At 35.8% G+C, this 22,028-nt stretch carries 20 protein-coding genes; 9 read left to right on the plus strand and 11 right to left on the minus strand.

Annotated features, from left to right (window positions below; genetic code table 11):
- The 3 genes from T432_RS0100500 to T432_RS0100510 are packed head-to-tail and all read right to left on the minus strand — an operon-like array spanning window position 1 to window position 5,108.
- Window positions 1–3,075, minus strand: coding sequence for an efflux RND transporter permease subunit (locus T432_RS0100500; protein ID WP_028883725.1), 3,075 nt, complete (start codon window positions 3,073–3,075; stop codon window positions 1–3).
- An 11-nt stretch (window positions 3,076–3,086) separates the two neighbouring features.
- Window positions 3,087–4,175 carry an efflux RND transporter periplasmic adaptor subunit gene (locus tag T432_RS0100505; protein ID WP_028883726.1) on the minus strand — a complete coding sequence of 363 codons (1,089 nt, stop codon included), beginning with the start codon at window positions 4,173–4,175 and terminating at the stop codon, window positions 3,087–3,089.
- A gap of 3 nt (window positions 4,176–4,178) precedes the next feature.
- A complete protein-coding gene (locus T432_RS0100510) occupies window positions 4,179–5,108 on the minus strand; it encodes a DMT family transporter (protein ID WP_014111508.1) in 930 nt (309 codons plus the stop codon).
- 91 nt (window positions 5,109–5,199) lie between these two features.
- Between T432_RS0100510 and T432_RS0100515 the strand changes: the two genes are divergently transcribed.
- From T432_RS0100515 to xth, 4 genes are read left to right on the plus strand one after another with little or no spacing between them, the layout of a single operon-like run.
- Window positions 5,200–5,886: a hypothetical protein gene (locus tag T432_RS0100515; protein ID WP_028883727.1), complete on the plus strand. Its 687-nt coding sequence runs from the start codon at window positions 5,200–5,202 to the stop codon at window positions 5,884–5,886.
- 2 nt (window positions 5,887–5,888) lie between these two features.
- A complete protein-coding gene (locus T432_RS0100520; RefSeq protein ID WP_028883728.1) occupies window positions 5,889–6,857 on the plus strand; it encodes a Bug family tripartite tricarboxylate transporter substrate binding protein in 969 nt (322 codons plus the stop codon).
- Window positions 6,858–6,862: 5 nt separating this feature from the next.
- A complete protein-coding gene (locus T432_RS0100525; RefSeq protein WP_028883729.1) occupies window positions 6,863–8,170 on the plus strand; it encodes a sigma factor in 1,308 nt (435 codons plus the stop codon).
- On the plus strand, window positions 8,164–8,943 hold the full coding sequence (gene xth, locus T432_RS0100530) for an exodeoxyribonuclease III (RefSeq protein ID WP_028883730.1): 780 nt from the start codon (window positions 8,164–8,166) through the stop codon (window positions 8,941–8,943). Before T432_RS0100525 ends, xth begins: the two co-directional genes overlap by 7 nt.
- A gap of 4 nt (window positions 8,944–8,947) precedes the next feature.
- Here the strand turns inward: xth and T432_RS0100535 are convergent, their stop codons facing one another.
- From T432_RS0100535 to T432_RS0100550, 4 genes are all read right to left on the minus strand, one after another.
- Window positions 8,948–9,580: a SecDF P1 head subdomain-containing protein gene (locus T432_RS0100535; protein WP_028883731.1), complete on the minus strand. Its 633-nt coding sequence runs from the start codon at window positions 9,578–9,580 to the stop codon at window positions 8,948–8,950.
- Between the two features lie 92 nt (window positions 9,581–9,672).
- Entirely contained in the window at window positions 9,673–10,398 is a 726-nt protein-coding gene (locus T432_RS0100540; RefSeq protein ID WP_015551058.1) for a pseudouridine synthase, read from the minus strand.
- Window position 10,399: 1 nt separating this feature from the next.
- A complete protein-coding gene (locus tag T432_RS0100545) occupies window positions 10,400–10,738 on the minus strand; it encodes a P-II family nitrogen regulator (protein WP_015551057.1) in 339 nt (112 codons plus the stop codon).
- A 2-nt stretch (window positions 10,739–10,740) separates the two neighbouring features.
- Window positions 10,741–12,378, minus strand: a complete 1,638-nt coding sequence (locus tag T432_RS0100550; protein ID WP_028883732.1) for an NAD+ synthase — start codon at window positions 12,376–12,378, stop codon at window positions 10,741–10,743.
- Between the two features lie 71 nt (window positions 12,379–12,449).
- On the opposite strand from T432_RS0100550, the gene argH reads away from it, so the two are divergent.
- Window positions 12,450–13,856: an argininosuccinate lyase gene (gene argH, locus T432_RS0100555; protein ID WP_028883733.1), complete on the plus strand. Its 1,407-nt coding sequence runs from the start codon at window positions 12,450–12,452 to the stop codon at window positions 13,854–13,856.
- Here argH and T432_RS0100560 read toward each other — a convergent pair.
- Genes T432_RS0100560 through recA form a run of 3 tightly spaced genes read right to left on the minus strand, consistent with a single transcriptional unit; the run spans window position 13,828 to window position 16,429 of the window.
- A complete protein-coding gene (locus T432_RS0100560) occupies window positions 13,828–14,931 on the minus strand; it encodes a glycosyltransferase family 9 protein (protein ID WP_028883734.1) in 1,104 nt (367 codons plus the stop codon). The genes argH and T432_RS0100560 overlap by 29 nt on opposite strands.
- 1 nt (window position 14,932) lies before the next feature.
- Entirely contained in the window at window positions 14,933–15,361 is a 429-nt protein-coding gene (locus T432_RS0100565; protein ID WP_028883735.1) for a regulatory protein RecX, read from the minus strand.
- A 3-nt stretch (window positions 15,362–15,364) separates the two neighbouring features.
- Entirely contained in the window at window positions 15,365–16,429 is a 1,065-nt protein-coding gene (gene recA, locus T432_RS0100570) for a recombinase RecA (protein WP_014111495.1), read from the minus strand.
- 111 nt (window positions 16,430–16,540) lie between these two features.
- On the opposite strand from recA, the gene T432_RS0100575 reads away from it, so the two are divergent.
- Window positions 16,541–17,452, plus strand: a complete 912-nt coding sequence (locus T432_RS0100575; protein WP_028883736.1) for a recombination-associated protein RdgC — start codon at window positions 16,541–16,543, stop codon at window positions 17,450–17,452.
- Window positions 17,433–17,939: a hypothetical protein gene (locus tag T432_RS0100580; RefSeq protein WP_248646247.1), complete on the plus strand. Its 507-nt coding sequence runs from the start codon at window positions 17,433–17,435 to the stop codon at window positions 17,937–17,939. Before T432_RS0100575 ends, T432_RS0100580 begins: the two co-directional genes overlap by 20 nt.
- Here the strand turns inward: T432_RS0100580 and uvrB are convergent.
- Window positions 17,931–19,943 (minus strand): excinuclease ABC subunit UvrB, encoded by a 2,013-nt coding sequence (gene uvrB / locus T432_RS0100585; protein WP_028883738.1) that lies wholly within the window; start codon window positions 19,941–19,943, stop codon window positions 17,931–17,933. The genes T432_RS0100580 and uvrB overlap by 9 nt on opposite strands.
- Before the next feature lie 76 nt (window positions 19,944–20,019).
- Between uvrB and T432_RS0100590 the strand changes: the two genes are divergently transcribed.
- Both T432_RS0100590 and lexA read left to right on the plus strand, forming a co-directional pair.
- The gene (locus tag T432_RS0100590; RefSeq protein ID WP_028883739.1) at window positions 20,020–21,216 is read left to right on the plus strand and encodes an amino acid aminotransferase; all 1,197 of its coding nucleotides are present in this window, start codon (window positions 20,020–20,022) and stop codon (window positions 21,214–21,216) included.
- A gap of 105 nt (window positions 21,217–21,321) precedes the next feature.
- On the plus strand, window positions 21,322–22,023 hold the full coding sequence (lexA, locus tag T432_RS0100595) for a transcriptional repressor LexA (protein ID WP_028883740.1): 702 nt from the start codon (window positions 21,322–21,324) through the stop codon (window positions 22,021–22,023).
- Window positions 22,024–22,028: the final 5 nt, after the last annotated feature.

A 22,028-nucleotide genomic window follows, 5' to 3' on the forward strand; every position in this document is an offset into this window, starting at 1 on the left:
TTATGATCTCTTCGTCAATCTATCGAAATATAGATAAATTACGGGCGTCGTAAAAAGGGTGAGAATTTGGCTTAACATCAAACCACCAACCATCGTTAGGCCAAGGGGTGTGCGAAGTTCCGCTCCTACTCCAGTAGATAACATCAAAGGAATAGCAGCAAAAAGTGCTGCCAATGTGGTCATAAAAATAGGCCTAAATCTTATAAGTGCGGCCTGCCTTACTGCATCCTTAGGAGACAGCCCCTGCTCTCTTTCTGCAATTAAAGCAAAATCGATAACCATAATCGCATTTTTTTTCACAATACCAATAAGCAAAATAATCCCAATTATCCCCACCATATCAAGCTCCATATCCACGAATATAAGTGCTAATAAAGCTCCAATTGTGGCTGAAGGAAGTGTAGAGAGAATTGTTATAGGATGTATAAAGCTTTCATATAGAACGCCTAAGACGATATACATAACAAATATAGCTGCAAGCAATAACCATAATGTGTTTGCTTGGGATGATGTGTAGGCCGCCGTTGAGCCTTGCAAATCCAAATAAACACTTTCTGGCATATTGATTTGCGACGGAATTTCCGTGACTTGGGGGATTATGTCAGATAAAGCGAATCCATCTTTAAGATTAAATGAAATTAATGTAGAAGGAAATTGATCGACTCTTTGAACTTCAAGCGATGTGGTCCCTATTTCAATATTTGCGATATCAGTAAGACGAACCAAATTGCCACTTATATTTGATTTCAAATAGATATTTGATAGGTCGCTTGGAGATTTACTTAAATTTGGGTCTATTTCAAGCACTATTCGATATTGATTGGCTTGAGTAAACACAGTTGAAATTAGTCTTTGGCCAAATGCATCATATAACGCTTCATCAATCTGACCTATAGTAATTCCCATGCGAGAAGCCAAATCTCTATTAACAACCACTCTTGCTTCAAGACCATTGGTTTGTAAATTATTAACTACGTCCTTAACTCCATCGATAGAACTCAATTTATTCATAAATGGTGTAATCCATTCGCTTAATTCTTCTTTATCTATTGAAGACAATGTAAGCTGGTATCGACTTTGAGATACAGCTGTATCTAGGGCTAAATCTTGACTTGGCAATATATAAGTCTTTAATCCTGGATGTTTTTGGGCGATTTCATCTAATTCTCCAAGGATTGTATCTACACTTGAGCGTTCAGAGTGAGGTTTTAAAACTACCTGCATCCTGATCTTGTTTATGGTCGAATTTGTGCTGTCCACTCCAACGTATGAAGTTACGCTTTGAACATTAGGATTTGCTTTTATATCAATCATCAATTCCCGTTGTGCTTGAGATGTTTTTTCAAATGATGATGATTGATCAGCTAATGATACTATTTGAATTAGCCCTGTATCTTGTTCTGGAAAGAAACCTTTTGGTATATATAAATATAAGAAAATAGTTATAAGAAGCGTTAAGATGGCAATGACTAATGTTATGAATTGATTTCTTAATACTACTTCCAGTGCTCTTGCATATAAATCAATAATCCAATCAATAATTTTGGTAGTCAGTCCATGAAACCCTCTATATTGCTTACTCTCAGACAAATTATTCTTACTATTTAATAGTCTTGCACACATCATTGGTGTAAGTGTCAATGAGATAAGCAATGATATAACGATAGCAACAGCAAGAGTTACTGCAAATTCACTAAATAATCGCCCTAAAATATCTCCCATAAATAGTAAGGGAATGAGCACGGCAATTAGTGAAAATGTCAAAGAAATCAAGGTAAAACCAATTTCCTTAGATCCCTTAAGGGCCGCATTAAATGGCGTTTCTCCGTTTTCGACATGCCTAGCGATATTCTCAATCATTACAATGGCATCATCCACAACAAACCCTGTGGCAATGGTTAAGGCCATAAGAGTCAGATTATTTAGGCTATACCCTAAAAAATACATCACTACAAAGGTGCCAACCAAAGAAAGAGGCACAACTACTGATGGAATAAAGGTAGCAGTGAGACTTCTTAAAAATACAAAAGTTACTAAAACAACGAGCAGTACCGACAATAATAGTTCATTCTTAACATGATCAATAGATAGTCTAATGGACTCCGTTCTATCCCCTACTATTTCTAAATCTATAGATTGAGGCAGAGATGCACGTAAATCAGGCAAAATTTTATAAATCTCATCTACAACCTCAATTACATTTGCACTAGGTTGTCTTTGAACATTAAGTAATATGCCCTGTTTATCGTTAATCCAAGCGGATTGATAGATATTTTCTGCATCCCTAACAACCTTAGCGACTTGTTTAAGTCTAAGGGGTGCATTATTTTGAAAAGCAATAATTAAATTTTCATAGTCTTCCACAGTCTGAAGTTGGCTTTGAGCATGAATAGTCGTGGATTTCTGTTCACCATTTAAAGTTCCTAATGGTGTGTTGATATTGGCTTGATCTATAGCAGAACGAAGATTAGAAAAAGTCAAACCACTACTAGCAAGTGCATTTGGGTTAACTTGAATACGAAAAGCAGGTTTTTGCCCGCCTGAAATATTAACTAAACCTACTCCAGAAATTTGTGAAATATCCTGAAGAATCCGCGTCTCTACCAAATCTCTGACTTCATGTAGTGGCAATGTTTCCGATGTTATCGCTATAGTTAATACAGGAGTATCCGCAGGATTAACTTTGTTATAAACGGGAGGCATAGGTAGTTCATCAGGAATACTATTTGAAGCAGCATTAAGTGCTGCTTGCACCTCCTGCTCAGCTACACTCATTTCAATATCGAGTCCAAATTTAAGGGTAATAACAGAAGCTCCAGCCATACTATTGGAAATCATCTGTTCGATCCCAGCCATCTGACCCAATTGCTTTTCAAGGGGAGATGTAATTAGTTTTTCAACAGTTTGAGGACTAGCTCCAGGAAATTGAGCTGTAACTTGAATAGTAGGATAATCGACATCAGGAAGTGCAGAAACTGGAAGCTGTTTATAGCAAAATAGCCCTGCCAAGAGCAAAGCTATCATTATTAATGTGGTAGCAATGGGTTTTCGTATAAATACTTCCGAGAAGTTCATAAGCCAATACCCTATTCGATTATTTCGACTTTAGAGCCTGGCTTAAGTCTATCCACTCCCTCAAGCACAACTTTATCATTTTCTTCAAGACCCGAGACAATTTGAGTTAAGCCCTTATCTACAATTCCCAATTTGATGGGAACCATCTCAACAGTGCTGTCTGCTTTTACTCTAAAGACAAAAGGTCCGTCCTTACCGTACTGAACAGACTCAGATTTTAGGGCTAAAGCATCTTTAAAATTCTCTACGTAGAGATTAACGTTTACAAATTGATTAGGGAAAAGAATATATTCAGAATTATCAAAACTCGCTTTTAATTTAATAGTGCCCGTTTTAGTATCGATTTGATTATCCAATGACACAAGCTCACCCTCAGCATATGATTCCTTACTTGTGCTATCTATAAGAGTTACCTTGAGCTTTTCACCTTTATAAAATTTTGGGGCAACCTTAGAAATAAATTTATCAGAAAGAGAAAATTCAACTTCCATTGGATTAGTTTGAATAATGCTCACAAGACCTTCCTGACTATTTGTTGTGGCAATGTTCCCTACATCAATCGTCGATATTCCAAGCCGACCACTTATTGGTGCTTTTACTATACTGTAGTCTAGATTTATTTGTGCTTGATCCACTTGGGCTTTTAGTCCTATCTGCTCTGCTTTTAGCTGATTTACTAAGGCTTGCTGTTTTTCTACTTGTTGTCTGGCAATAGAATCCTGTTTAAATAATGTTTTATATCTTTTTAAATCTTGTTGAGCAGTTAAAAGCTTTGATTCACTAATAACGGCTTGGGATCTTATCTGATTAAGTTTAGCTGTCAGTGAAGATGGGTCAATCTCATAAAGGGGCTCTCCAGCTTCAACCTGAGCACCATCTTTAAAAAATATTCTAGTTACTGGACCTGATATTTGAGGCCTAACGATTACGGTTTCGGATGGAACAGCTGTACCCAAGGAATCAACAATTAAGTTAAGTTCGGTTTTAATAACGGTTTCAACTGAAACTTTGGTCGCTACTTGTGGACGTTTTTTGTCTTGTGAATAGGAGTTTAAAGATAATGTACAGAAGAATACGAGTAATAAAAACCTACGTATCACAATTTATGTCCTTTTGATTCGATAATGTCTTGCAATATAGTCCCCTACTGCAGAAAGAAAAGCCCCGATAACCACCAAACAGGCACCTACATAAGCTAGAAAATTTAAATCAGGTGCAGGAAACCTAGAAGGATTTATAAATGAAGCTATATGAGCGGCAATAATGGTGGCAATAGGCAATAAGGTAAGTATAGTGCTAACTTTAGCTACCTCCCATCGGGCTAGAGCTTCTCCGTAAGCTCCATAAGCAAAGATAGTATTAAGACAGCAAAATACTAAAGCCCAAAGACCGTAAGTTGAAAGACCATTAACTTGCTCAAAATCTGCTATAGGCAAATAACATATAAAACATCCAGTATAGACTAAGAATAAAATTTGTTGAGATTTTAAAACCTTTAGTAATATCTTTTGAGCCATCGCATAAACAACCCAAATCATAGTTGCTGAAAGCGAAATAAATATACCAAAGGCATAATCATTAAAGTTTAAAAAGTCTTGATATCTTTGGTTAAAGAACAGTGCGAGACCTACGATTACAAATAACAGACCAATAATATTTGATCTTTTAATAGTTTCATGAAAGATTACTACACCTGCGAATATCATGAAAAATGAGTTAAGAGGATTGATAACTTGACTTGTAGCAGCAGAAATATAGTTTAAGGCGTAGTTAAATAAGAAAAAATTCCCGGATAGAGATAAAACACCAAGAATAAGAATTAGCCAATCATTCTTATTTAATTTTTTAAGGTTAGGAAGTTTTTTGGAAAAAAGGAGTATGAAAAATAAGGCAATTGATGCTGTCAAAAATCGAAAGAACACTATGGTTTCTGCGTTCATCTCTGGAAGCAGCCCCTGAAGAATAATCGGAAGCACAGCCCATAAGGTAACAGTAACTAGAGTAAATATTAATCCAGCTAGCGGTTGATACACAAATACGTCCTTTTAGTAGAAATAACAAGCAAAATATTCTACTCTTTTGATATATATATTTAAAGATGTAAAACCATTAAATCTCCTTAACATGAAATATAAAAGAGTAATTATTTCGATTATTATTGCCGTAATTGCAACCTTAGTATTTAACCTATTCAGCAAACATTATCCTCCAGATATATCTCAGGAATTGTTTGATCAATGTTATTTATCAAGGCCAGCCTCAGATAAGCTAACGCCAGCTAGTGCGGAAAAATTATGTAGGTCGGCAGTTCTAGAATTTCAAAATTCAGTATCTTATGATGCTTTTGAGGGGTTTTATCTAGATTTATATGAGAACTTTAAAAGAGCATATTCTCATAAATATAGAAATTATGATTTATTTAGCAATTTGTCTCCATCAAATAAGTCGATTTTCTCTGTTATGAATTCAACAATCTTCAAAGACGCTTCTAGTGATTCTGCTTTTCAGGTAAGTGTGCCCTCTTTTTTTGATCCCGCAAATTATAAAGAATATTTTGTTGAGTCAGATGATTACCGAGAAATAGACGAGTACATTGCCACTTATATTTGTATGGTCTATATTTATGGACAGAATTACGAAGAGTTTCCCGCTCAAGAAGATCAATTCAAAATATGTGAAAATAGGTACAACTACTTAAAAAATACTCTATCATTTAAGGAATTTATTCAAGCAAAATTTAATTATTCTAGAGATTTGAATAAAAATTTATACTACAACACTATGTACGGAATACCAACTCCAGAGGAATGAATATGAAAAATATAAAGAAAATTATAAGCTTATCGGCTTTATTATTAAGTTCGAGCATTGCTATTGCGGCAGATAACTGGCCTTCGAAAGAGCTTCATCTAATTGTTCCTTTTGGTCCTGGTTCAAACCCCGATCAAATCTCACGAATGGTAGCCTCTGAAGCAAGTAAAACATTGGGTCAAACCATAGTGGTTGAAAATAAGCCTGGAGCTGGCGGAAATATAGGCACCGCAGCAATCGCTAATGCTAAGCCCGATGGATACACCTTTGGTATGAGTATTAATGGGCCATTAGTGTATAACCAATATATCTACGATAATCTTAAATTTAATTCTAAAACTGATTTATCCCCTCTCACTTTGGCGGTTACGCAACCCAATCTCATAGTTGCAAGTAAATCTATGGGAGTTAGTACATTATCTGAACTAATAGAAAAACTTAAGGCTGAGCCTGGTAAATATAATTTTGCTACTGTAGGAAAGGGTTCTGGATCTCATTTAACAAGCGAATTATTTCTGAAAGGTACTGGTACAGAGGCTGTAGCAATTCATTACAAGGGCTCTCCCGACGCAGTTAACTCTCTTTTAGCTGGAGATACTCAATTCGCTGCTATGAATCCTCCATCTGTTATGCCTTTAGTTAAAGATGGAAAGCTAGTGGTTTTGGCACAAGCATTTGATAAAAGAAGTTCAACATTGCCAGATTTACCAACTATAAAAGAATCTGGTGCTGGCGATATCACAAGTGAAGCTTGGAATGGATACGTAATCTCAAGTAAGGTTGATCCTGAAATCAAATCTAAACTTCAAAAAGCTTTGTTCGATGCCCTAAGCAAACCAGAAATTGCACAAAAACTTGAGGCTCAATATATGACTCCAATTCCTAGCTCTCCAGAAGAATTCAGCAAGAAAATGGAGTCTGAAGAAGCAAAATGGAAGCCAATTATTGAAAAATTAAATCTTAAAAAATAGTTTCCATGAACGGTAATCATTTAGGTAAGGAGCTTATTGCAGTTGCTCAAGGCAACCGCAAAGCTCTAAAAAATATTTATTTAGAAGAGTCTGATTCTCTATATTCATTTGCTTTGCAAGTTCTTGGTAAAGATGAGCTCGCTCAAGAAGCTGTAATTAATGTATTTACAGCGATTTGGAATAATGCAAATTTTTATAATGAAAAATTAAATGCACGTGGATGGATTTACACCATATTTAGATATGGGCTAAATCAAATTGCTAGAACTCATATTGAGTCTCTTCACCCCTCTCCTACAGTAGTTCACAATATTCAAAGAGAGATGTCACAATTTAATTCAGACGGCTCTTTCTATAGGGTATTTGAAGAGTTGCCTCTACATACTCAAACTAGTTTTTTGACTCTTTATTTTTCTCCGCACCATATTAAGGATGTAGCTAATGCTCTAAGTATGGGTGAAGAAGAATTAAGAAACTCAATAAAAATGGGCGTAAAACATCTATCAGCTCATATACATGATTTTAATAATACACATCCCCTTAACAACAAAATAGGTGAGCTAATTTTAGGTACCTTGTCTGAGGGGGAAGAGCAAGAATTAAATAAAAAAATTGCTATTGACCCTGAAGCTGATCAATTTACTTATCAATGGGAAAATCTTTTTTTAGAATTCCTTAAGCAAATCTCAACTAAAAAAACACCAAGAAATCTCTGGTTAAAAATTCAAAAATCACTTATTAAAAATGAGAAAGCTGATCCAGATGCGATTAAAGAATTGGACGATAACTTGGAGTTAAATGACTCGAACACAAAAACTAAAGGAAGCTTTGGATCAAAACTACTATTTATTCTAAAAAAATGCTGGATTAGTAGAAATTTTTGGAGACTAGCATCTTTACTATTATTAGCTTTGTGCATATGGGTCATTATTAGTAATCCATTTGCCACTCCAGCTAAGATGATTTCTGTATTAAATCAAACTAACTCTAGTCAAGTAGCATATCTTATAAAAATTAATAAAACTATTGAGGTGATACCCTCTGTAAATCAAAATATAGATTCTAAAAGCGATCTCAAACTTTGGCATACAAACAAAGCTGGATTGATTTCGGGAGTTGGTTTATTGTCGCCTAACTCTACTAGCAAAATTAAAAATGATTTTGATATCTCTGTCGGTGATACTCTCTTTATTACATTAGAGCCAAAATCGGCCGTAAAATCAGTTGCACAATCGATATCTTCATCACAATCAGCTCAAATCAGTGCCCCTCCTGGGCCTACTTTATTTAGCGGTAAAGTTATTAAATGGTAAATTTTTCAATTGCAAGTTGGAACGTTAATTCTCTTAACGTTCGACTAGATCAAGTTTTAGATTGGTTACAAAATAGTAATGTCGAGATTTTATGTCTCCAAGAATTAAAGCTTGAATCTCATAAAATTGACCCTACTCTTTTCGAAGAAATCGGATATCAAATATATTCATTGGGTCAAAAAACCTATAACGGCGTTGCATTAGTAAGTAAATCTCCTATTAGAGATATACAAGAAAACTTACCAAACCTCGAAGATGATCAAAAGAGACTTCTAGCCGCTACTTATGAATATAAAGGCGAACCATTAAGAGTTATCAATGTATATTGTCCAAATGGTAGTGATTTAGAGAGTCCAAAATTTGTATATAAAATGCGTTGGTTTGAGGCCTTATCAGACTATGTTGAGCAACAACTAAAACTTTATAAAAGGCTAATTTTGACGGGTGACTTTAACATTGCCCCAAAAGATGAAGATATTCATAATAAATATTTAGGACCAATACTGATATCTCCACAAGAAAGAGAACACTTTAACAGGATTATTAGTTTAGGTTTAAACGACTCATTCAGATTGTTTGAACAAGAACCTAAATCCTATAGTTGGTGGGACTATAGACAATTTGGTTTTAAAAGAAATGCAGGTCTTAGAATTGATCACATTCTAATCAGTAATGCTTTAAAAGACTTGTGTACCAAAAGTTGGATCGATAAAAATCAAAGGGGGCATGAACGACCTTCCGACCATGCCCCCGTAATCGCAGAATTTGATTAAAAAATTAATCTCCGTCTAGGATTCTACGTTCAAGAGTTTGTGCTGCACTTGCACTCTTCATAGGAATCGCTATAGAGCCGTTAGAAATCATTTGATCAATTGGGAAAATAGAAACTAATTTCTGCTTAATAGTTGCTATATAGAATTTGCCTATATTGTTTGCACTGTGTCGGCTAAGCTTGCGTGCCCCAGTATCGTTTAATTGAAGTTTAACGTGTGGTCTGTTGTACTGATCTACAACAGCTAATGCATCTTGCAAATCACTATATACAATAGTTTGGCGTGGATCAACATAAACAGTAGTGTTTTCCTGAGCAACAGGAGTGAATCCAGGTACAGGTTCTGTAGAACCTACATAAATCACAAAAGTAGATGATGATTTAGCAGGTGGTGCTTGTGTAATCGGTGTAAAAGATTGGCTTGCTTGAGGAAATTGCGGTACAGCAGTTCCCTGCCCTAAACTATCTATATTAGTAGCTGGGAGATTAGCGTTTGGTACTTGAGTTGCAATTTGAGGCGTATTAACTTGCGGTACTTGAACTTGAGGTGTTTGAGGAGTTTCACCCAACATATTATCTATTGTTTCACATCCAGATAAAAGTACTGCCAACGCTATAAAACAACTTTTATAGTTCATATAAACCTCGTAGAAAAATTAGTGGATTGTCTTATTGTAAATGTAAATAAGTATTGCATTTAGAATTTTAAAGCTTAATTTTAGAAAATAAATTACAAAAATCGCTCAAATGGCTTAAGATAGCGCCACTTTCCTGTAGGAAGGTCTGCTAATGCTACGTTTCCCATACGAACACGCTTTAACCCTACAACTTTTAAGCCTACTAATTCACACATGCGTCGTATTTGCCTTTTTTTACCTTCCCAGAGAATAAACCTAAGCTGATCATCATTGACCCACTCGACTTCAGCTTCTCGAAGTGGCTGACCATCTAAACTTAGGCCATGATTTAAAAGTTGCAATCCCCTATCGCTAAGCTTTCCCTCGACGCGCACAATATACTCTTTTTCAACTTCAGAGTCATCTCCTATTAGTTGTTTGGCAATGCTTCCGTCTTGCGTCATCACAAGCAAGCCCTGAGACTCAATATCTAATCGACCAGCAGTTGCTAATCCTTTAAGATGGTCGGGTGAAAATTCGTTATGTGCTCTGTCAAATTGGTTCGCTTTATTTATAAGCATAAGAGCAGATTTATAATTTTTCTCAGGCTGAGATGAGACATAACCAACAGGCTTGTTCAAAATTATAGTAACCTGCTTAGATTTCAAATCTAAAGCTTTTTTATCGAGGGTTAGTTTTGCTGAGGGTGATACCTTATCTCCTAATGATACGACCTTCCCATCAGCCTTTACCCAGCCTCTCTCGATAAAAACATCAGCCTCTCTTCTTGAACAAAGCCCCTGTTCGCTAAGTAATTTTGATACCCTAACCTTATCCATATTAAATAGCAGCTTCTCCAGTTTCACCTGTTCTAATTCGAACAACTTGCTCAACATTAGTGACAAAAATTTTTCCGTCTCCTATTTTTCCAGTTTTGGCAGCTTCAACGATTGCTTCTAGTGCAGAGTCTACTTCATCATCTTTTACCAAGAGTTCAATCTTTACTTTTGGCAAAAAATCTACGGCATATTCAGCTCCTCGATATAGCTCTGTATGGCCTTTTTGTCTTCCAAATCCCTTGGTTTCGGTGACTGTAAGCCCTGTAATACCGACCTCGCCTAAAGCCTCTCTGACTTCATCTAATTTAAATGGTTTAATAATTGCAGTAACAAGTTTCATAATTAATACTTAAATTTATGGGTGACTGGTACATTCCATCCGCTAAAAAAGGAACGTTTAGATATTTTAGGCCCTAGAGCCGCTTGTCTTCTTTTGAATTCGCTTATTTTTAATAGACGTGAAGTTTTTTCAATTTCTTCTTTGCCTAATCCACTCTCAGCGGATATCTCATTTGATGACTTATCATTGATTACCATGGCTTCTATAATTTGATCAAGAATATCATAAGGTGGCAATGAATCCTGATCCACCTGCCCTGGTGCAAGTTCAGCACTAGGAGCTCTTTGTATAATTCGTTCTGGAATGGTCTCAGACTGAGTGTTTCTCCATTTAGCTAATTCATAGACTAGTGTTTTTGGAACATCACATATTACTGAGAACCCTCCAACCATATCCCCATAAAGTGTACAATAGCCAGTTGCGGATTCAGATTTATTTCCTGTGCTAAGAACTAGGGCGTTTTTACGATTAGCTATGGCCATAAGTATGACCCCGCGAACTCGTGCTTGCAGATTTTCAAGAGTTACATCTTTAGAATTAGGTTCTATCGAATTAAGAATTGGTTTAATTGCATCATATATACCTTGATACATAGGTTTTATAGGAACTATATCGTACTTTACATTAAGAGTGTCGCACATTTTTTTTGCATCATCGTTTGACATCTGAGCAGTAAACTCTGATGGCATGGATAAAGCATGACAATTTTGAGCACCAATCGCATCAGAGGCTATTGCGAGCACTACTGCAGAATCAATCCCGCCTGACAAACCTAAGACGATTTCCTTTAAGCCATTTTTTCTAATGTAATTATTAGTTGCTAGGGTCAATGCGGACCAAATCTCCGCTTCCCCTGAGGTTAACTCATAGGTCTTTTCAGAATCTAGATTATTTTTATTAAAGGAGATGAATTTTTGATTTTTACTCTCTTCTTCATAAATGGATAAATCAAAGATATTTAGGCCTTGTTTAAAACGAGGGCCGAGAGCGTGAATATTGCCACCTTCATCTAAGGCAAAGCTTAAACCATCAAACACATGTTCATCCTGTCCGCCCAATAAATTGCAATACACAACTTTTATACCCTTAGATGCGATATTCGTTTTTAATAACTCAAGGGTCTCAGAAAATGATTCTAAATGGTATGGATTTGCATCGAGAATTATTGCAAACTGAGTTGCTTTAGAAAGAGATTTCTCAATATGTGCAGGGTTTTTCCAATCATCCCCAGAAAAAATAGCATATCCAACTCTTTTATCCCCTTCTGTAGAAGAGATAAATATATGTTCATCGTAGCCTTTAATGTGTTTGGATGTTAGGCTTGGCGTACTTTCAACTACCTTTAAAGTTGAATAAACGCAATTGTTCTCGTTATTAAAGGAAGTTGCGAAAATAGTTCCACTGAAATTGTCGGACACTTCTTTGCCAAAATGTTCAACTATTTGATGTTCTTTATTAACGAAATCACTTCTTAAATAAAGGCCGTCCGAACCAAAGCCAGAAAAGGCAAATTTAGGAAATACGAGGATATCTACCCCCTCTTGTTCTGCAGATTCGAGGTATTGAGTCATAAGGAGCTCATTGCCATCGAAATCCCCTGTTATTGGATTGAATTGGGCAAGACCAAAACGGATAAACATGCATAATCCTTATATATTATTTTGACCACACAATTATAATGACAGTTCATGAGTCTATACAGGGTATACATATGTCTAACAACACAGAAAACCAATTTGACAATAAAAATAAGGCTTGGTCCGCTCGCTTTTCTGAGCCGATGTCTGAGTTAGTTAAAAGATATACGGCCTCTGTATTTTTTGAACAAAGGCTAGCACCTTTTGATATTGAAGGATCTCTTGCCCATGCTGAAATGCTCTCTAATGTTGGCGTTATAAGTGAAGAGAACTTTAAAAATATTCAAAAAGGCCTCAATCAAATTTTAGAAGAGATACGTGAAGGTAAATTTACCTGGTCCCTGGATTTAGAAGATGTTCATCTAAATATAGAAAAACGTCTAGTAGATCTTATAGGAGATGCTGGTAAAAGGCTTCACACTGGACGCTCTAGGAACGATCAAGTTGCGACCGATATTAGACTTTGGCTTCGGTGTGAAATAGATACCGATATTGATCTTCTTAAAAATTTAAGAATAGTTCTGGCCCAATTAGCAATTAAATATCACGATATAGTTATGCCAGGATTTACGCATCTTCAGGTTGCTCAGCCTGTTAGTTTTGGACATCATATGTTGGCTTATGCGGAGATGTTCGGACGAGATTTGGAGAGGCTAAGAGATTGCAGAAAAAGAGCGAATATATTGCCACTTGGGGCAGCTGCTCTTGCTGGTACTAGCTATCCATTCGATAGAGAAAAAGTCGCAGAGATTCTTAATTTTGATTCCATTACTACTAACTCTTTAGACTCTGTGTCCGATAGAGATTTTGCAATTGAATTTTGCTCAGTCGCAAGCATTGCCATGATGCATATTTCAAGATTATCCGAAGAATTGGTTTTATGGATGAGCCAGCAATTTAGCTTCATTAAATTGCCAGACAGGTTTTGCACAGGTAGTTCTATTATGCCTCAGAAGAAAAACCCTGATGTGCCTGAGCTAGCTCGCGGTAAAACTGGACGTGTGTACGGCGATTTAATGTCTATGCTTGTACTTATGAAATCGCAACCATTGGCATACAACAAAGACAATCAGGAAGACAAAGAGGCATTATTTGATGCCGCAGATACTCTAAGAGATACTCTAACAATTTTTATTGAGATGATCTCAGGGCTTGAAGTTAATGCTTTAAATATGAGCAATGCTGCGAAAAAAGGGTTTTCTACCGCTACTGATTTGGCTGATTATCTTGTTAAAAAAGGTTTGCCATTTAGGGATGCCCATGAAGTGGTAGCTAAAGCTGTAAAAGAATGCGAAGCTCAATCTAAGGACTTATCTGATTTAAGTTTAGAAGAATTTAAAAATATGAATACTATGATTGATTCTGATATATATGATTTTCTTACTTTAGAAGGATCTGTTAATTCTAGAAAAACAATCGGCGGTACTTCATTTCAAAATGTACTGGCTCAGGCTAACGCAATACTAAGTGGCGAGAGATAAAATCTTTAGATTTTAAGTAGGATTTATCCATATCAAGTGTTGAGAAATCGTTACCCTGCTCTGAGTTTAGTGATATAACCATCCTGTTTTGTTCAGAGCTGCAAGCCTGCCATCTTAAAGAATTACTAGATTTAAAATTTGGATAAAAACCTATTGTAGGTATGTCTAATAAACCTGCAATATGTAATGGCCCAGTGGATCCAGCAATAAATAAATTCGAGCAAGCTATAGTATGCACAAAGTCAACTAAGCCATACTTACTTTCGTAATAATGGACTCTATTTTTAATTTGAGGCTCTAAGATATTCAAGATATCCAAAGCTGTCTTAGCTTCATTTGGACCTGAAGTTAAGAAAATTTGAGTTTTAAAATCTTTGTTTATGTGTTGGATTAGATTGGCTACTTGATGTGGACTTAATGTAGAGGCTGTACCACCAGTAGACGTATGAACCATAACCCAAGGATCGCTTATAAGGTTTCTATCTAAAGAGAGTCTCTCTAGTATCGTATCTTTATGTGGATATAAAAATTCCTTTGAAAAAGACAAATAAGGGGGTATTAAGGCTCTCTCTAATATTGCACTCTCACTATTTGAATGAAGCGAGAGACCTCTCTTTTTTAAAAATTTAATATAGTACTTGGCCAAATCGATGTTGTACTCGTATTCAGGTTTTAAATTCTGTGAACGTCTTTGGATTAGCCTGTGATTATGAAATATTTGAAAAAGTTTTGTAGCAGGAGTAAATCTATGAGGAATATCTAGTTTTCTAATTAGTTTTGTGTTGTGCCAAGTAGAGTAAAACAAAATAGAAGCATCAAATTTGTGTGCTTTCAATGCTTTTAAAAATTTTTTCTTCTGTTCCTCAGTAAGATTTGGATTTAGTTTTTTTCCGTCAGTTGAAATATCTACTATTACTTCGTCTATATAAGGGCATATCGAAGCTAGAGGTGAAGTGTATTCTGATACAAGGGCAGAAATACGTAGGTTGGGTATAGACGATTTTAATAACTTTAATGCGGGCCAGATAAGTGCAAAATCACCTAATTTATCATTTCTAACTACGAGTAAATTCATATTAATCAATTATTTTTCTAATGATATCTGGCTTAAATCCTCGAGAAATCATAAACCTATATTGCTTAGCTTTTTGCTTTAGATCTGAAGGCTTGATTCCGTGAAATTTATTCTCCCAAATCTCACGGGCTAATTCAGATTCATCAGTTTGAATAAACTCGTGAATTTTTGATAGAACCGAGTCATCAAGTCTATGTTCTTTAAGAGATAGAAAAATTTTGTTAATTCCCCATTTTTTTGAGTGGGAATGTACAAAATACTCAAGAAACCTTAAATCTGACTGTAGATCTTTTTCCTTAAGAAATGCAATCGTTTCATTAATAAGATTCAAATCTTGTGTATATCTAGAAAGTTTCTGAGCTAATTCATAACTCGAATGCTCTCTTCTAGACAAGAGAGCAATAGCTTTATGCTTTAAATTAACTTCCAAATATTACTCTTCAGTATCTTCCAATTCATCATTTGTAGGAGCAACATCAAGCAATTTATCTGCCCCACCTACACCCATAGCAGCACGGATTTTACCTTCGATTTCTTGAGCTAATTCAGGGTGAGCTTTTAAATATTCCCGAACATTATCTTTTCCCTGACCGATTTTAGTGCCGTTATATGAAAACCAAGCACCAGCTTTATCGACGATACCAGCTTTTACCCCTAGGTCAATTATCTCACCTTCTCTAGATATGCCAGAACCATACATAATGTCGAATTCAACTTGCTTAAATGGAGGTGCGACTTTATTTTTAACGACTTTAACCCGAGTCTCGTTTCCGATTACTTCATCTCCTTTTTTAATAGAGCCGATTCTTCTAATATCTAATCTAACTGATGTGTAGAATTTAAGTGCATTCCCGCCTGTAGTGGTTTCAGGGCTACCGAACATAACACCAATTTTCATACGAATTTGGTTAATAAATATAACAGTGCAGTTAGTTCGTTTAATGGATGCTGTAAGTTTTCTTAATGCTTGACTCATAAGCCTAGCTTGGAGGCCAGGTAAGCTATCTCCCATATCCCCTTCGAGTTCGGCTTTAGGCACTAATGCGGCAACGGAGTCGACCACTATAAGGTCAATAGAACCCGATCTAACTAAAGCATCAGTAATCTCGAGGGCTTGTTCACCTGAATCTGGTTGAGAGATTAATAACTCATCGAGTTTTACTCCTAATTTTGAAGCATATTGAACATCTAATGCATGCTCAGCATCAATAAAAGCACAAGTACCGCCAATCTTTTGCATCTCAGCAATAGCTTGTAGAGTCAATGTAGTTTTACCTGATGACTCAGGACCAAAAATTTCTATAACTCTGCCTCGTGGTAAACCACCAACACCTAATGCGATATCAAGACTAAGTGAGCCAGTAGAAAACACTTGTATATCATGCTCAACCTCACCGTCACCGTAACGCATAATTGATCCCTTACCGAATTGTTTTTCGATTTGGGCTAATGCTGCACTAAGAGCTTTAGCTCTCTCTTTGTTATTTTTATCTTCCATAAATCGACTCCTTTTTTGTAGTTAAGAGTATTATGCCATTAAAAACACTGTATGTCCATACAGTAGATTTTTTGAACTACAATATTGGAAATTTTAAAACGGCTAAAGTTAATGATTTTTAAAAATTTAAAATTATATAAATTAAACCCCAATTGGACACCATCAGCAAAGCAATTACATAAGGAATTAAAAGCTTTTGCTTTCGTTGAATCAAATTTTTCTGATTCAGGATTGGCGAATGTAGGTTGGGAAAAAGTTCACGATGAATATGAATCAGATCATCAACTCGTACTTGAGATAGGCTCTCATCTTATTGCCAAATTTAAGTATGAAAAGAAATTATTGCCAGCTGCAGTAATTAACCAATATACAAAAGAAAAGGCTCAAGAAATTGAAGATCAACAAGGCTTTATACTGTCTAAAAAGAAACTTAAAGAATTAAAAGAAAGCGTCACAGACAAGCTAAGACCCAAAGCATTTAGTGTATTCAAAGAGGTTTTAGTTGTTTTCGATATAGAAAATTCTTTATTTTGGATGGATACATCCTCTACTTCACTTGCAGATGATATAGTCACACTACTATCGAAGTGCACGAATCCATTGCCACTATCAAATTTTCAGACAGCCATTTCACCCACTACAGCTATGACAAAATGGGTGGTCGAAGGGGCTCCATCTCCATTTAGCACTGAACAAGATACAGAATTGAAAGGCATTTTGGACAGCAAAGTTTCTATTAAATATGCAAATCACTCACCTGATATAGCTGAAGTTAGAAATCATCTAAATAATGGAAAGATTTGCACGAGATTGTCATTAAATTGGGACGATAAAATTATCTTCACTCTTAATGAATCGCTTGATATTAAAAAAATCACTGTTTTAAATATTAAGAATGACTTAGAGGAAACAGATGATAAATATGATCTTTTCTTAAGTGAGATTGCACTTATGGTTTCTGAGTTATCTAATATGATCAATGATCTATCTTTGGCTTTAAGCGATGAGCACAATGAAGCTTAGAAAAGAATCCAAGATCGCCTTAGTTATTATTTTTATAGTGACGGGGACTCTATTTTTTAGTGCCCGTCCGCCTGATAATTCTAAGGAGGATATTCATACATCTAATTTATCCAATAAAACAGGTTCTAAAGACCTGAATGGTACAAAGAGTACAGATCTTAAGAAATCTCTTACCAATGTGACGGAGACATTTTTTCTTAGCGATGAAGAATATAAATTTAGTGGGTTTATTCAGGGAATAAGTTACTCAAGTTTCAGTTTCTATATGAATTTTAATGAAGCAATACAATTGGAGCTGACAGCTCATAAGGACTTAGAGATGATGATTTATGGCTCCAAAGCTTACACACTTAAAAATACGGATAAATTTGTAGCTCCTGAAGCGGGCATATATGAACTAAGAGTGTTCTTTAAACCAAATATTGAATTTAATTTATCCTCTGATAGATATGAAGAATTCAGTTTAAATATTAAAAAATTAAAGTAATAAATATCGCTCTTTCAATTTATTTAACTGATCTCTAGCCTTGGCTGCCTGCTCAAACTCTAGATTCCGTGCATGCTCGAGCATTTGTTTTTCAAGTTTTTTGATTTCTGCAGATAGTTTTTTCTCATCGTTCAGAAGCTCAGACATATCAATTGTTTCGTTCATCACCTCTACTGAATCATGAAGAACACCATCGATAATATCTTTTACAGCTTTTTTAATAGATTGAGGAGTGATTCCATGAGCTTCGTTATATGTAATTTGCTTATTTCTTCTTCGTTCAGTTTCTTCAATGGCCTTTTTCATGGAATCTGTAACCTTATCCGCATAAAGGATAGCTTTCCCATTTATATTCCTAGCTGCACGACCAATAGTTTGAATAAGACTTCTCTCTGACCGTAAAAATCCTTCCTTATCGGCGTCTAATATTGCCACTAAAGAGACTTCAGGAATATCCAAGCCTTCACGAAGTAAATTAATACCTACCAGCACATCGAATACACCTAATCTCAAATCACGTATTATCTCTACACGCTCCACTGTATCGATATCACTATGCAAATATCTAACCTTTAAGAAATTTTCAGATAAATATTCTGTTAAATCCTCTGCCATTCTTTTGGTTAAGGTAGTGACCAACACCCTCTCCCCTTTGGCAATGCATTTCTTAGCTTCACCCAATAAATCATCGACCTGTGTGAGTGCTGGTCTAATTTCTACAGTTGGGTCAACAAGGCCAGTCGGCCTAACGACTTGCTCCACAATATTATCCGAGCGTTCCAACTCATATTCTGCAGGTGTAGCGGAAACGAAAATTGATTGCTTCATGCGAGATTCAAATTCATCCATTTTTAGTGGTCGATTATCCATGGCCGATGGTAAACGAAATCCAAATTGCACTAATGTAGCTTTTCTAGAGTGATCTCCTCGATACATACCGCGCAATTGCCCCATCATTACATGGCTCTCATCAAAAAACATCAACGCATCTTCAGGCAAGTAATCAATTAATGTTGGTGGCGGATCTCCTGCTTTAGCTCCCGAAAGATGACGCGAGTAATTTTCGATTCCCTTGCAAAAACCTAATTCATGAAGCATTTCTAAATCGAATCTTGTTCTTTGTTCAATTCTTTGAGCATATACAAGTTCGCCTCTATCCATAAATTCTTTTACTCTGTCTTTAAGTTCAGCTTTTATGCTTTCAATTGCCCTGAGAACCGTAGATCTCGGAGTCACATAAAGAGAACACGGGTAAAGAGTAAAGCGAATAATATTTTGCCGAATTTTCCCAGTTAATGGGTCAAAAAGCTCAAGTTTCTCAAGTTCTTCATCGAACAAAGTTATTCTAAGAGCTAATTCAGGGCTTTCTGAAGGAAATATATCAATTAAATCTCCTCGCACTCTAAAATGTCCACGAGAGAATTCCATATCATTTCTCTCGTATTGCATAGATACAAGTCTCTCTAAAATAGTCTCACGCGAAATCTTATCTCCTGTTCTGAGAATTAGGACCATAGCTTGATAATCAGTTGGATCACCAATACCGTATATAGTTGACACTGTTCCAACTATTATCGTGTCCCTTCTCTCAATCAGACTTTTAGCAGCTGAGAGGCGCATCTGCTCAATATGTTCATTGATATTTGAATCTTTCTCTATAAATAAATCTCGGCTTGGTACATAAGCCTCTGGCTGGTAATAATCATAGTAAGAAACAAAGTATTCAACCGCATTTTTTGGGAAAAATTCACGCATTTCGGCATAAAGCTGAGCCGCTAGCGTTTTGTTGTGAGCAAGAATTAATGCTGGTCTTCCAAGTTGGGCGATCACATTTGCCATTGTGAAAGTTTTTCCACTCCCTGTTACCCCAAGCAAGGTTTGATGCATTAGACCATCACGTACGCCTTGTACAAGACTTTTTATGGCCTCTGGCTGATCTCCTGATGGTTCCCATGATTGATGTAGAAGAAAGGGACTGTTGGGATATTGAATAACTTCAGACATTAATGTGGCAATGCTTATGTAAATATAAACTTTTTATTTTATACTTAGTAATCAATAATTAAAAAATTTTCAATAAATGTCTAAATTATTTACAAATATAGAGCTAGCCCCGAGTGACCCTATTTTGGGGCTTACTGACTTATATAGGGCCGATCAAAATTCAAAAAAAGTTAATCTAGGTGTTGGGGTTTATTACGATGAAAACGGTAATATACCTATTTTTAAAGCTGTAAAAATCGCTGAAGAAAGATTTATAGAATCTCACAAACCATTTGCTTATCGAGCTATGAATGGGACACCAGATTACACAAATGCCGTTAAGAAACTGATTCTTGGCGAAGAACTTTACGACTCTAAAAATAAGCTATGCTGCACTATTCAAACCTTAGCAGGAACTGGTGCTTTGATGCTTGCGGCTCATTTTTTGTATAAACTTACTCCCTCTTCTACTATTTATGTATCCAAACCTACTTGGGCCAATCACAAAACTATCTTTCAACTAGCTGGATTTAAGGTTGAGGAATATCCTTATTACAACGATCAGACTATGGATTTAGATTTTGAATCCATGATCAATAAATTAAAAGAGCTAGAGGAAAAAAGCATTGTAGTGCTTCACACATGTTGCCACAATCCTACTGGCGTAGACCCTAGCATTGAGCAGTGGGAGCAGATTGCTGAAGTTATTAAATCTAAAAATTTAATACCTATTCTAGATACAGCTTATCAAGGCTTCGGTGATGGTTTAGAAGAAGATGCAAAAGCTATTCGAATCTTTGCTAAACATGGAATTGAAGTTCTCGTTACCACTTCATTCTCAAAAATATTTTCTCTATACGGTGAACGCATAGGTGCACTAACCATTTTCTGTTCAGATGAATCTGAAGTTGAACCTGTTTTAAGCCAAGTTAAGGTCCTAATCAGATCTCTTTACTCTAATCCACCTACCTTTGGGGCTACTATAGTATCTACTGTCTTAAACGACCCCGAGCTTAATAAAATGTGGAGAGTTGAACTAGAGTCTATGAGACAGCGAATTCTTAACGTTCGTAAATCACTTGCTTCAAAAGTTATGGAGGCTGGATCTAGTCGATCTTATGATTTTGTAGTTAAACAAAAAGGTATGTTTTCTTACACTGGTTTAGATAAGGAAAAAGTTGCAAAACTTAAAGATCAAGACCATATATATATTGTTGGATCTGGACGCATATGCGTTGCCGCCATCAATGACTCTAATATCGATTATGTCGCAAATGCTTTGGCTAAAGCCTAGATTGATTATCGTTATTTGAATAAAAGGCCTCTTGTAGGCCTTTTTTATTGACTATTATGGTGTATGAATTTACAATATGTTAGTAAATACACTATAGGGTTGTATATGAGCATTAAACTTACTTCTAGACAGCTTGATGTACTAAATCTAATACATTCTTTTATTAAGAAACACGGTTTTCCTCCAACTAGAGCTGAAATCTCTGCTGCTTTAGGGTTTAACTCTCTTAATTCAGCTGAGATGCATATTAAGGCTTTAGTTAAAAAAGGTGCTTTAATTACCTTGCCTGGGGCTTCTAGAGGTTTAAAAATCAATCCTGAATTTATTTTTAATAAAGAAGATGCAGTTATGTCTTCAACTAATTCTGATATAGAAGATGAACGCTTAAATTTCGAAGATTCTATCGCTTCAAATGATCTATTAAATCTTCCCTTAGTCGGACGTGTCGCAGCAGGAAATCCAATAGAGGCTATTGAACATCATGAGGATCAAATAATTATTAACTCATCTGTGTTTTCTCAAACTCCAGATTATTTACTTAGAGTGAGGGGCGATAGCATGATAGACATAGGAATTATGGAGGGTGACTTACTTGCCGTTAAAAAAGTGCAAGACGCCCATAATAATGAAATTGTTGTGGCTAGACTTGACGGTGAGGTTACGGTTAAAAGATTGCACAAATTAAAAGACCGTATTGAACTTATTCCAGAAAATTCTTCTTATTCTGTTATAAAAGTTAGTCCCGAACAAGATTTTAAAATTGAAGGATTGGCAGTTGGGTTAATCAGAAATCATGTTCTGAATTAAATTAA

Origin of the sequence: Taylorella asinigenitalis ATCC 700933, from assembly GCF_000687755.1 — a bacterium.
Taxonomy (GTDB): Bacteria; Pseudomonadota; Gammaproteobacteria; order Burkholderiales; family Burkholderiaceae_B; genus Taylorella; species Taylorella asinigenitalis.

Bases quoted from the DNA above. Each gene is read 5' to 3' on its own strand.
- T432_RS0100545 (WP_015551057.1), bottom strand. From the start codon at position 10,738: ATGAAACTTGTTACTGCAATTATTAAACCATTTAAATTAGATGAAGTC.
- T432_RS0100575 (WP_028883736.1), top strand. From the start codon at position 16,541: ATGATTTTTAAAAATTTAAAATTATATAAATTAAACCCCAATTGGACA.
- T432_RS0100500 (WP_028883725.1), bottom strand. From the start codon at position 3,075: ATGAACTTCTCGGAAGTATTTATACGAAAACCCATTGCTACCACATTA.
- T432_RS0100550 (WP_028883732.1), bottom strand. From the start codon at position 12,378: ATGTTTATCCGTTTTGGTCTTGCCCAATTCAATCCAATAACAGGGGAT.
- uvrB (WP_028883738.1), bottom strand. From the start codon at position 19,943: ATGTCTGAAGTTATTCAATATCCCAACAGTCCCTTTCTTCTACATCAA.
- lexA (WP_028883740.1), top strand. From the start codon at position 21,322: ATGAGCATTAAACTTACTTCTAGACAGCTTGATGTACTAAATCTAATA.
- recA (WP_014111495.1), bottom strand. From the start codon at position 16,429: ATGGAAGATAAAAATAACAAAGAGAGAGCTAAAGCTCTTAGTGCAGCA.
- xth (WP_028883730.1), top strand. From the start codon at position 8,164: ATGGTAAATTTTTCAATTGCAAGTTGGAACGTTAATTCTCTTAACGTT.
- T432_RS0100540 (WP_015551058.1), bottom strand. From the start codon at position 10,398: ATGGATAAGGTTAGGGTATCAAAATTACTTAGCGAACAGGGGCTTTGT.
- T432_RS0100535 (WP_028883731.1), bottom strand. From the start codon at position 9,580: ATGAACTATAAAAGTTGTTTTATAGCGTTGGCAGTACTTTTATCTGGA.
- T432_RS0100520 (WP_028883728.1), top strand. From the start codon at position 5,889: ATGAAAAATATAAAGAAAATTATAAGCTTATCGGCTTTATTATTAAGT.
- argH (WP_028883733.1), top strand. From the start codon at position 12,450: ATGTCTAACAACACAGAAAACCAATTTGACAATAAAAATAAGGCTTGG.
- T432_RS0100580 (WP_248646247.1), top strand. From the start codon at position 17,433: ATGAGCACAATGAAGCTTAGAAAAGAATCCAAGATCGCCTTAGTTATT.
- T432_RS0100560 (WP_028883734.1), bottom strand. From the start codon at position 14,931: ATGAATTTACTCGTAGTTAGAAATGATAAATTAGGTGATTTTGCACTT.
- T432_RS0100525 (WP_028883729.1), top strand. From the start codon at position 6,863: ATGAACGGTAATCATTTAGGTAAGGAGCTTATTGCAGTTGCTCAAGGC.
- T432_RS0100590 (WP_028883739.1), top strand. From the start codon at position 20,020: ATGTCTAAATTATTTACAAATATAGAGCTAGCCCCGAGTGACCCTATT.
- T432_RS0100515 (WP_028883727.1), top strand. From the start codon at position 5,200: ATGAAATATAAAAGAGTAATTATTTCGATTATTATTGCCGTAATTGCA.